This window comes from Providencia sp. Je.9.19 (assembly GCF_051129765.1).
GTDB lineage: Bacteria > Pseudomonadota > Gammaproteobacteria > Enterobacterales > Enterobacteriaceae > Providencia.
Genome location: NZ_JBCPSS010000008.1, coordinates 1 through 11,884, shown reverse-complemented (window position 1 = coordinate 11,884; position 11,884 = coordinate 1). Strand labels below are relative to the sequence as shown.

Below are 11,884 nucleotides of genomic sequence, written 5' to 3'. Positions count from 1 at the left end.
CGATACCTACAAGAAGCTCATTTGATTAAATGGGCTTTTTGCTTATTAGGTATAAGTTTATTTGCCGCTAAAGTTCTTTCTTAAATTGCGTATTATCCATAATTTTGGCAACGCTCTTATTTAATATGTTGAGCAACAAAATAGAGCGAGACTCACCATTAGGTTCATCAAATATCGCTTTAACACCAGTAAAAGCACCTTCAGTGATAACCACACTATCCCCATGATTTGGAATATCGAGTGCAATTGAATGTGCTATCGGTTCTTGTTGTAATAATTCAATAATTTCCTCGGGAACTTCAGTAGGTAGCAGACCAAATCGAACAAAGTGGCTCACTCCACGTGTGGATTGAATCGTTGTAGTATGTATTTCATTATGATCGAACTTAACGAATAGGTAGTTTGGAAAAAGTGCCTCGATTACGTTTGTTCGCTTACCTCTAACCATTTTTTCCATTTCAGTCATCGGGGTCATACAGATGACATTCTGCCTATTCAAATTATCGATAGCTCTATCGATTTGACCGCGTTTGCAATAAAGCAGATACCATTTTTCCATTTTTTGAATTCCATCCAACAAAATTATGCTTATGATAGCAAATTAACGCATAACAATGTGACTAATGAACACTAGCGCAATATGATTACATACCTATAAGTATAGACTAATTCAAAGTTTACCTAAGTTGGGTTAAATAATATAGACACTTGTTATCTAGGAGAAATAATGGATATTTTTTTATTGAGTAATGGCAAACTTCCTGGCAACCCAGTATGGTTAAGCTATGCATTACCACGTATCAAAGAGATGATAGCACGTAAGGAAATTAAGAGTGCAGTATTAGTTCCTTATGCTGTTTTACGTGGTTCCCATGACGAAAGAGCAGACCAATTGACTGAAGCGCTTGGCATTAAAGTGACTTCGATTGAAAACTTCTCAAGTCCTGTTGAAGCTATTGAGCAAGCAGAATGTATTCTGGTGAGCGGTGGTAATACTTGGTGGTTAAATAAATGCTTGCATGAGAATGGTTTGATTGTTGCTATCCAACGCGCTGTAAGAGAGCGTGGTGTTCCTTATATTGGATGGAGTGCCGGTTGTAACGTTGCGACACCAAGCATTCGTACAACGAATGACATGCCTGTTAGCAATGCCGCTATTATGCCATCTCTGGGACTATTTCCATTGCAAATTAACCCTCATTATATTGATGCTAATATTTCAGGGCATATGGGTGAAACTCGTGATGAAAGGTTACAAGAATTTTGTGTGATTAATCCTCATGAAGTTGTTGTCGCGCTAAGGGAAGGCAGTGGGTTACAAATTAAAGGTAATGAACTTCATTACTTTAGTGGTAAAGGAGAAGGTTTTAAATTATTCCAACACAATAAGACGTTCCCTGAGCAATTAGATACGTTATCATTAAAAAAATTAGTGCCTTTTGATTGCCAGTAAAATGGTATATTTCGCCAGAAAAGAGATTGTTTTTTTAACACGTTAGATAGTAACTTGTAACCTTGGTCGGGGGTCTTATAATGAGACTCCCCCTGTAATTGTAAAAGAAGATAATGAAATACCGTGACCTTAGAGATTTTATCGCGCAGCTTGAAAAGCAAGGCGAACTAAAACGTATTACGATGGAAGTTGATCCTTATCTTGAAATGACTGAGATCGCCGATCGCACACTAAGAGCGGGGGGACCGGCCTTATTATTCGAAAACCCTAAAGGTTACAATATGCCTGTATTGTGTAACCTATTTGGCACTACAAAACGTGTGGCTATGGGGATGGGGCAAGAAGATATCAAAGCGCTCCATGATGTTGGAAAATTACTCGCTTTTCTAAAAGAACCTGATCCTCCGAAAGGTTTCCGTGATCTGATTGATAAACTACCTAAATTCAAACAAGTGCTGAATATGCCAGCGAAACGCTTAAGTTCAGCACCTTGTCAGGAACAAATTTGGGCAGGCGACGATGTTGACCTTACTAAAATACCAGTGATGCACTGCTGGCCAGAAGATGCGGCTCCGCTTATCACTTGGGGATTAACCGTGACCAAAGGGCCCCATAAAGAAAGGCAAAATTTAGGTATTTATCGGCAACAAGTGCTGGGTAAAAATAAATTAATCATGCGTTGGCTTTCTCATCGTGGCGGCGCTTTAGATTTCCAAGAGTGGTGCCAACAACATCCAGGTGAAAAATTCCCTGTGGCTGTAGCACTAGGTGCTGATCCTGCAACGATTTTAGCGGCAGTGACGCCAGTTCCTGATACCTTGTCTGAATATGCATTTGCAGGTTTGTTGCGTGGCAATAAAACGGAAGTGGTAAAATGTATTTCTAATGATCTTGAAGTTCCAGCAGGTGCTGAAATTATACTCGAAGGTTATATAGAACAGGGGGAGATGGCGCCAGAAGGACCTTATGGTGACCATACGGGATACTATAATGAAATTGATAATTTCCCTGTCTTCACCGTAATGCATGTAACTCAACGCCGTGATGCAATTTACCATTCAACCTATACCGGTAGGCCACCAGATGAACCGGCAGTGCTAGGTGAAGCATTAAATGAAGTGTTAGTGCCTATTTTACAAAAGCAATTTCCTGAAATTGTTGATTTTTATTTACCACCAGAAGGATGTTCATACCGTCTTGCTGTGGTCACAATGAAAAAACAGTATGCAGGACACGCAAAACGGGTAATGATGGGGGTTTGGTCTTATCTACGTCAGTTTATGTACACTAAATTTGTTATCGTCTGTGATGATGATATCAATGCGCGCGACTGGAAAGATGTTATCTGGGCAATAACCACCAGAATGGATCCCGCTCGTGATACGATTATGATGGAAAATACGCCTATCGATTATCTTGATTTTGCGTCACCTGTTTCAGGATTAGGATCGAAAATGGGGCTGGATGCGACAAATAAATGGCCAGGAGAAACTGACCGTGAGTGGGGTCGTCCGATAGTCATGACAGAAAGTGTGAAGTCTCGTATTGATGACATTTGGCAACAATTGAACATTTTTGAGAAATAAGAGGAAACCATGGCAACTTTGAGCTGCAAAGTCACATCTGTCGAATCGATCACGGATACAGTTTATCGGGTTATTTTGTTGCCAGATGGTCCTTTTCATTTTAAAGCGGGCCAATATTTAATGGTCGTGATGGATGAAAGAGATAAACGGCCTTTTTCAATGGCTTCCACTCCAGCAAATAAAGAATCAATCGAGTTACATATAGGTGCTTCAGATATAAATCTTTATGCCATGGCGGTAATGGATCGAATTTTAGATCAAAAACGTATTGATATTGATATTCCTCACGGAAAGGCATGGTTTAGAGAAAATAGCCAAAATGCGATGATTTTAGTTGCTGGTGGAACCGGATTTTCCTATACCCATTCAGTTCTACTCGCCGCGTTGGCAGAAAATCCATCACGTGACATTACATTTTATTGGGGTGGTCGCCAGTTAGAGCATTTATATGATCTCGGTGAGTTACAAGCGCTTTGCGAAGGCTACCCTAATCTAAAAATTGTTCCTATCGTAGAACAGCCTGATGAGCTATGGCGTGGTAGAACAGGAACGGTTCTTAGTGCAGTACTCGAAGATTTTGGTGATTTATCCACCCATGATATTTATATCGCAGGGCGTTTTGAAATGGCTAAAATAGCAAGGGATCGTTTTTGCAGTGAGCGAGGGGCTAAGGCGGAGCAGTTGTTTGGTGATGCTTACGAATTCATTTAATCCGTCATATTTCAAGTTGTAGGGTTGTTGGCTGCATTCAGCCCCTTGGGTCACATACTTTTGTATGCTCTCCAAGATGTCTTCATTTGCCGCCTACCTACAACTCGAACTATTAGGATTAAATTCTCTGTTAAGATTTCAAGTTGTTGGCTTATACAATTGTCATTTTTATTTGATGCTTATTCGAATAATAAATAGAAAAAATCCCGCCCCTGACTAGGCGGGAATATCGAGAAAATACGACAATGTTGTGGCAAAAACGTTTTAGATTCGTTCAATAATCGTTGCTATTCCTTGCCCGAATCCAATACACATAGTGGCTAAGCCAAACTGCTTATCTTTTTGTTCCAACTGATTTAATAATGCAGTAGTGATCCTTGAACCAGAGCATCCTAGAGGATGACCTAATGCGATCGCCCCCCCACTCAAATTCACTTTTTCATCTATTTGACTTTCAGGTAGTTTCAATCCTTTCATACAAGCGATAGATTGCGCAGCGAAAGCTTCATTGAGCTCAATAATATCGATATCATTTAATGAAAGTCCTGCGCGTTTTAAGGCTAACTCAGTAGCAGGAACTGGCCCAAATCCCATTATAGAAGGGTCACAACCTACAACGGACATAGCTCGAATTCGAGCTCTTGGCTTAATACCATGCTCTTTTGCATAAGTCTCACTGGTCAACAACATTGCCGATGCACCATCAGAAAGTGCTGACGAGTTACCCGCGGTAACTGTTCCGCTCACAGGATCAAAGGCAGGTCGTAATGTAGATAAACCTTGAAGACTTGCATCAAAACGAATGACTTCATCATAATTCATTGAAATCAAATTACCGTTAGCATCATGGCCTTCTATAGGGACAATCTCATGACTAAATTTTCCACTCTTTGTTGCAAGGGCTGCCAGTTGATGAGAACGTAGCGCAAAAGCATCTTGCTCTTCTCGGCTAATATTATACATTTTAGCCAACATCTCAGCCGTGAGTCCCATTGCCCCCGCTGCTTTAGCGACGCGTAAAGTTAATTTTGGATTAAAATCAATACCATGAGTCATGGGAACATGGCCCATGTGCTCGACACCACCAATTAATACTGAGTGAGCATCACCTGTCATGATTAATCGACTAGCATCATGAATAGCCTGCATCGATGAGCCACATAAACGATTAACAGTAGTTGCAGGTACTGTATGCGGAATATCGGTTAACAGCGCCGCATTTTTGGCAATATTAAAGCCTTGTTCTAACGTTTGTTGAACACAACCCCAAATAATGTCATTTAACTCTTTTTTATTTGCATTTGGGTTTCGCTCAAAAATGGCATTCATCAGGTGCGCAGAGAGGTTTTCCGCTCTAACATGGCGAAATACGCCACCTTTAGAACGTCCCATTGGTGTGCGTATTCCATCAATAATGACGACATTTTCCATAAGATTAACCCCTCACAACTTTTTTAACATCGACAGCCACAACAGGCGGCTTCGGGTAATATCGGGCATTGGTAGCCGCTTTTTCTTTTAGTCCAGTAGGTGCGTGATAAAGAGGACTTAAATCGGTAAAAGTTTCTGCGGTTTTAAGATAAGACTGGCTTCCAAGTGTATCTAAGTAGCAAAATACACCCCCACGGAATGGTGGAAATCCAAGGCCGTAAACAAGCGCAATATCTGCATCGGCTGGACTTTGAATGATCCCCTCTTCTAAGCAACGTACGACTTCATTGATCATTGGGATCATCATTCGTGCAATAATTTCTTCTTTTGTGAACGACCGTTTTGCTTGGCTGATCGAGGTTAATAATTCATCAGTTAGCGGATCGTTTATTTTTTTAGGTTTACCTTTGTTATCTTTTTCATATTGGTAGAAGCCCTTGCCATTTTTTTGGCCAAAACGTTGTTGCTCAAACATCACATCAATTGCATTTTTACCAGTTTTACTCATGCGCTTAGGAAAACCTTGAGCCATAACTTGCTCTGCATGGAATGCGGTATCAATACCAACAACATCAAGTAAATAAGCCGGGCCCATTGGCCAGCCAAATTCTTTTTCCATGATTTTATCGATTTCTCTAAAATCAGCACCATCTTGTAACAGCAAATTAAAACCTGCAAAATAAGGGAAAAGCACTCTATTTACGAAGAAGCCTGGGCAGTCATTGACTACAATTGGAGTTTTACCCATTTGATTGGCATATGAAACAACTTTGGCAATTGTTTCATCAGATGTTTTCTCACCACGAATGATTTCAACCAGTGGCATACGGTGTACCGGGTTAAAAAAGTGCATTCCACAAAAATTTTCAGGACGTTTTAGTGCTTTAGCGAGTTCTGAAATGGGAATTGTTGATGTATTTGAAGCTAAAAGCGTTTCAGCGGTGACTAAAGATTCAGCTTCTGCTAAAACCGCGGCTTTAATTTTGGGATTTTCAACCACAGCTTCGACAATAATTTGTGAATTTTCAATACCTGCATAGGATAATGACGGGCGAATTGATGACAGCGTTGTTGCCATTTTAGCGGCGGTGATCCTTCCTCTCTCAAATTGACCATTCAATAATTTTTGAGCCTCTTCAATACCAAGATCTAATGATTTTTCATTAATATCTTTCATTAAGACAGGCACACCTTTACTGGCGGACTGATAAGCGATACCGCCCCCCATGATCCCCGCGCCTAAAACAGTTGCTTGTGTTGGTACGCTGACATGATGAGCGAGCTTTTTACTCGTTGATTTGACTTGTTGGTCATTAAGAAAAACACTCACTAACGCACGTGCTACGTCGCTATGAGCTAGGGGAACGAATGCAGCTGTTTCGTGTTTCAATGCTTCATCACGGGTGCAATTTGCGGCTTTTTCTATTGTATTGACCGCTGCCATCGGTGCGGGATAATGTTTCCCAGCAACTTGGTAAACCATACCTTTGGCAACATTAAAACTCATAGTTTGTTCAATAGGACTGAGTTGTAATGGCGTTAATTTAGGCTGTCTTTTTTTCTGCCAATTAATGGCACCTGAAATGGCTGATTCGATCACTTCCAACGCGGATTGCGGTAATTTTTCTACATCAACAATTGCATCTATTAGTCCAAATTTGAGCGCTTGTGTTCCATTAATGTCTTTTCCAGCGGTAATGATTTCAAGCGCACTATCAAGGCCAATTAATCTTGGTAGGCGAACAGAACCACCAAACCCCGGCATTATTCCGAGTTTAGTTTCCGGTAAACCAATACGGATATCAGGGGATGCAATTCTAAAATCAGTTGATAACACACACTCACAACCACCACCGAGGGCATAACCATTAATTGCACAAATAGTGGGAACGGGAAGATCTTCAATTCGATTAAAAATACGATTGGCATAGCTCAGCCATTCGCTGAGAGTTTCTTTTGAGGCTTCAAAAAGAGATAAAAATTCTTTGATATCTGCACCAACAATAAACGCAGATTTGTCCGATCTAAAAATAACGCCTTGTAGATCAGAAAGTTGTTCAAGAACAGTAACGGCTTCATCAAGTGAAGCAACGGTATGAGTATCCAATTTATTAATTGGTCCTGGTGAGTTAAAAACCAGTTCTGCAATACCTGTTTTCAACCATTGAATATAGATTGTTTCACTTTGATAAAGCATGCTGCTCTCCTTTAGTATGACTGGAACATCTGGTATGACCAGATGAATCGAGTGTGACTAAAATGTTAATTAAATGCAAATGCTTAATAACAAAACTGGAATGGAGTTCACAGCAATTAAGATGAATAATGATTTAAATAAATGATATTATAATTGTATATCAATGAATTAGCTTGTATCTAAAACTGTGAGCATACCCGTTAATATCAGAACGTGCTAAGCTTGAATCTTCTAATTAATGCACAAAGGTTGAATGAAATGGAAAAACTGAATGTACTCTATGCTGAACATATTAAAACGCTACAACAAAGAACTCAGCAAGTTTTACAGCGCAGCCAATTAGACGCCATATTGATTCATTCAGGAGAACCATTACGTGTCTTTCTTGATGACTGCGATTATCCTTTTAAAGTTAATCCACATTTTAAAGCTTGGGTTCCAGTTACGGATGTTCCGCATTCATGGTTATTAGTGGATGGCGTTAATAAGCCTAAGTTATGGTTTTATTCACCAGTTGACTACTGGCACAGTGTTGAACCTCTGCCAAATAGCTTTTGGACAAAAGATGTCGAGCTAATTCATCTAAAAAGCGCCGATGATATTGGGCAATTCCTCGCCAGCCTACCAAAAGAGCATATCGGCTATATTGGTTCAGCGACGGAAAAAGCTGAAGCTCTCGGTATTTCTGCACAAAATATCAATCCAAAATCTGTTCTTGATTATTACCATTACCATCGTTCATATAAGACGGATTATGAATTATATTGTATGCGTGAAGCACAAAAAATGGCGGTAAATGGGCATTTATCGGCGTTTGATGCATTTCAAGCTGAAATGAGTGAATTCGATATTAATATTAGTTACTTACAAGCCACTGGTCATCGAGATACTAATGTTCCTTATGGTAATATTGTGGCATTAAATGAAAATGCGGCAGTTCTACATTACACCAAGTTACAACAAAAAGTACCAAGTGAATTACGTAGCTTTTTAATTGATGCAGGTGCTGAATATAATGGTTATGCCGCTGATATAACACGTACTTACGCGGCAAAAAGTAAAAGTGAATTTGCTGAGTTAATTGCTGATTTAAATATAGAACAGCTCTCACTCATTGATACGATTAAAGCGGGAGTTCGTTATACTGACTACCATGTTGATATGCATCATCGGATCGCTAAAATTCTGATTAAACATCATATTATTAAAGGCATTAGCGGTGAATCAATGGTAGAAAACGGCCTGACAACGCCATTTCTACCTCATGGTTTAGGTCATCCATTAGGGCTACAAGTCCATGATGCCGCAGGTTTTATGCAAGATGAAAATGGCACACATCTAGCGGCACCTAAAATGTATCCATTCTTACGTTGCACTAGGGTGTTAGAGCCAAAAATGGTTTTAACAATTGAGCCAGGACTCTATTTTATTGAATCTTTGCTGTCTTCATGGCGTGTGGGTGAATTTAGCCAGCATTTTAATTGGGAGAAAATCGAGTTCTTCAAACCTTATGGTGGTATCCGTATTGAGGATAATATTGTGATTCATCATAATCGTATTGAAAATATGACTCGAGATTTGCATTTACCTTAATGAAACCTTATTTGATACCGGCAGAAACGATTTCAGTTACAGAAGAAATTAAGAAAAGCCGATTTATTACATATTTAGCTCATACAGAAGGTATTGATGCTGCAAAGGATTATATTCAATCCATTAAAGCTCAATACCCTGATGCCCGGCACCATTGCTGGGCTTTTGTTGCAGGACGCCCTGATGACTCCCAACAGTTGGGATTTTCTGATGATGGGGAACCAACAGGAACCGCAGGTAAACCCATCATGGCTCAATTACTGGGAAGCCATTTAGGTGAAATCACCTGTGTTGTTGTGCGTTATTTTGGTGGTATAAAGCTTGGAACGGGTGGCTTGGTTAGAGCGTATGGAAGTGGTGTACAGCAAGCACTTAAAATCTTACCGACTCAAACAAAAGTGCCACAGAAAATTTTTGATCTAGTGTGCGACTATTCGCTAATTAGTGCGGTAGAGCAGTTGCTGGTACAGATGAATGGCATGATATTACGCAGTGATTATAATGAGTCTGTATCTTTGCAAATTACAATTCCTGCTACCCTTGAACAGGAAGTAAATGATAGATTACGCGATATAAGCCGCGGAGCCTTACAACTCACGCCTGAATTGAAATAGCCACTGGTTAGCAAGGAACCTGCCGAATGCATTTTCGTGCAATAACCCGTATTGTCGGGCTGCTCGTCATTATTTTCTCTTTTACTATGGTTGTGCCTGGTATTGTCGCGCTTATTTATCGCGACGGCGCTGGGCGAGCTTTCAGTCAAACTTTTATAACCGCTTTATTAATCGGACTTTTTTTATGGCTTCCAACTCGTAATAGTAAGCATGAATTAAAGGCAAAAGAAGGTTTTCTAATTGTGGTCTTATTTTGGACCGTGTTGGGAAGCGTGGGAGCATTACCTTTTATCTTTTCTGAAAAGCCTAATCTTTCAATTACGGATGCTTTTTTTGAATCATTCTCAGGGCTAACGACGACAGGGGCGACAACGCTAACAGGGTTAGACTCCTTACCAAAAGCTATTTTATTTTATCGACAAATGCTGCAATGGCTTGGTGGGATGGGGATTATTGTACTCGCAGTCGCTATTTTACCTTTATTAGGCGTCGGTGGAATGCAGCTTTATCGAGCAGAAATGCCGGGGCCTCTTAAAGATAATAAAATGCGTCCGCGTATTGCTGAAACTGCAAAAACCTTATGGCTTATCTATGTGCTTCTGACTATTGCTTGCGCTATCGCTTTGTGGGTAGCGGGTATGGATGTTTTTGATGCGATATCCCATAGTTTCTCAACGATTGCAATTGGTGGTTTCTCTACTCATGACGCCAGCATCGGCTATTTTAACAGTCCCGCCATAAATACCATTATTGGGATCTTTCTTCTAATTTCTGGCTGTAATTTCGGTTTGCACTTTGCGGTATTAACCGGAAGAAGCTTAGGTATTTATTGGCGCGATCCTGAATTTAGAGTGTTTATTAGTTTTCAATTAGTTTTAGTCATTGTGTGTACGCTAGTTCTCCTTTATCACTCTATTTATGATAGTTTCGGACAAACGTTAGATCAGGCTTTTTTCCAAGTTGTATCGATGGCAACAACGGCTGGATTTACAACGGATAGTTTTTCAGGTTGGCCTATTTTCTTGCCAATGCTTTTACTATGTGCCGCTTTTGTAGGGGGATGTGCGGGGTCAACCGGCGGTGGTTTGAAGGTTATCCGTATTTTATTACTTTCTTTACAAGGCTCTCGTGAATTAAAAAGGCTAGTACACCCAAATGCGGTTTATACCATTAAGTTAGGGCAAAGGGCCTTACCAGAACGAATCATTGAAGCTGTTTGGGGGTTTTTCTCAGCTTATGCCTTAGTGTTTGTGGTGAGTTTGCTGCTATTAATTGCGACTGGGGTTGATGAATTCACAGCTTTCTCTGCCATTGCAACGACATTAAATAACTTAGGTCCGGGGTTAGGCTCGGTAGCGGATAACTTCACCTCAATGAATCCAGTGGGTAAATGGATATTAGTTGTTACCATGTTATTTGGTCGTCTTGAAGTCTTCACATTGTTGGTTTTATTTACCCCAACATTTTGGCGTGAATAAGTATCATCAATATTTGAATGATTTTATATAGTAAAAGCATTGTTAGAATTGAAGCGATAATTAGATATACATAAGAACGATAAACGACAGAGGAGCAATGATGAGCTATTTACTTTTACACTCCAGTACGGATGGACAAACAAAAAAAATTATTTTAAAGATGGCAGAACAGTTACGTACCCAGGGATGTGAATGTGATATCCGTGACTTGAATACAGAGCAAAATTTAAATATATCGGCTTATGATAAAGTTCTTATTGGTGCATCGATTCGTTACGGGCACTTTAATAAGAAGCTTTTACGATTTACAACTTTGCACCAAGCTCAGTTAAATGCAATGAAAACGGGTTTCTTCGCGGTAAACCTGACGGCGAGAAAAGAAGGTAAAGATACAGCAGAAACAAATTCATATACGCGTAAGTTTCTGGAACGGTGTCCTTGGCAACCGACAATTAAATCTGTTTTTGCAGGTGCGCTCTTTTATCCTCGCTACAAATGGCTCGATAGAACAATGATCCGCTTTATAATGAAGATGACTGACGGGCCAACTGATCCCAATACAGAAATTGAATACACTAATTGGGATAATGTCACGGCTTTCGCAACAAATTTCGATAATCTATAGCGTGCTTTATCAACAAAATGTAGGTGTTTTGCTCGATTGGTTTAAAATATCAGCGGTTGAAAATAAAAATCAAAAAAACACTTGCTAGAATTCTCTGACTCCCTATAATGCGCATCCACTGACCGGGAACAAGACAACGCAAAGCGCGATGAACACTGAAACGGCAGCGAGAGAATCTGAAAAGATAAGCGAAAAA

10 protein-coding genes are annotated in these 11,884 nt (G+C 40.0%); 7 read left to right on the top strand and 3 right to left on the bottom strand.

Annotation, left to right across the window (positions count from 1 at the left end):
• Positions 1–67 precede the first annotated feature (67 nt).
• Positions 68–559: a transcription/translation regulatory transformer protein RfaH gene (rfaH, locus tag AAZR93_RS19410; protein ID WP_294104522.1), complete on the bottom strand. Its 492-nt coding sequence runs from the start codon at positions 557–559 to the stop codon at positions 68–70.
• A gap of 168 nt (positions 560–727) precedes the next feature.
• On the opposite strand from rfaH, the gene pepE reads away from it, so the two are divergent.
• The 3 genes from pepE (at position 728) to fre (ending at position 3,750) form a co-directional block, all read left to right on the top strand.
• Positions 728–1,453 carry a dipeptidase PepE gene (gene pepE, locus AAZR93_RS19405; RefSeq protein WP_294104520.1) on the top strand — a complete coding sequence of 242 codons (726 nt, stop codon included), beginning with the start codon at positions 728–730 and terminating at the stop codon, positions 1,451–1,453.
• 113 nt (positions 1,454–1,566) lie between these two features.
• Positions 1,567–3,039 (top strand): 4-hydroxy-3-polyprenylbenzoate decarboxylase, encoded by a 1,473-nt coding sequence (ubiD, locus tag AAZR93_RS19400; protein WP_434720784.1) that lies wholly within the window; start codon positions 1,567–1,569, stop codon positions 3,037–3,039.
• 9 nt (positions 3,040–3,048) lie between these two features.
• Positions 3,049–3,750, top strand: a complete 702-nt coding sequence (gene fre, locus AAZR93_RS19395) for an NAD(P)H-flavin reductase (RefSeq protein ID WP_294104516.1) — start codon at positions 3,049–3,051, stop codon at positions 3,748–3,750.
• Positions 3,751–4,014: 264 nt separating this feature from the next.
• Here the strand turns inward: fre and fadA are convergent, their stop codons facing one another.
• A complete protein-coding gene (fadA, locus tag AAZR93_RS19390) occupies positions 4,015–5,181 on the bottom strand; it encodes an acetyl-CoA C-acyltransferase FadA (protein WP_434720783.1) in 1,167 nt (388 codons plus the stop codon).
• Positions 5,182–5,185: 4 nt separating this feature from the next.
• Complete coding sequence (gene fadB / locus AAZR93_RS19385; RefSeq protein ID WP_434720782.1) at positions 5,186–7,378, bottom strand: fatty acid oxidation complex subunit alpha FadB; 2,193 nt, start codon at positions 7,376–7,378, stop codon at positions 5,186–5,188.
• A gap of 258 nt (positions 7,379–7,636) precedes the next feature.
• On the opposite strand from fadB, the gene pepQ reads away from it, so the two are divergent.
• The 4 genes from pepQ to hemG all read left to right on the top strand — a co-directional run bounded on the left by pepQ (position 7,637) and on the right by hemG (position 11,688).
• Positions 7,637–8,971 (top strand): Xaa-Pro dipeptidase, encoded by a 1,335-nt coding sequence (gene pepQ / locus AAZR93_RS19380; RefSeq protein ID WP_294104511.1) that lies wholly within the window; start codon positions 7,637–7,639, stop codon positions 8,969–8,971.
• Positions 8,971–9,585, top strand: coding sequence for an IMPACT family protein (locus AAZR93_RS19375; protein WP_434720781.1), 615 nt, complete (start codon positions 8,971–8,973; stop codon positions 9,583–9,585). Before pepQ ends, AAZR93_RS19375 begins: the two co-directional genes overlap by 1 nt.
• Before the next feature lie 26 nt (positions 9,586–9,611).
• Positions 9,612–11,063 (top strand): Trk system potassium transporter TrkH, encoded by a 1,452-nt coding sequence (gene trkH / locus AAZR93_RS19370; protein WP_294104507.1) that lies wholly within the window; start codon positions 9,612–9,614, stop codon positions 11,061–11,063.
• Positions 11,064–11,163: 100 nt separating this feature from the next.
• Positions 11,164–11,688, top strand: coding sequence for a menaquinone-dependent protoporphyrinogen IX dehydrogenase (gene hemG, locus AAZR93_RS19365; protein WP_294104505.1), 525 nt, complete (start codon positions 11,164–11,166; stop codon positions 11,686–11,688).
• Positions 11,689–11,884 lie beyond the last annotated feature (196 nt).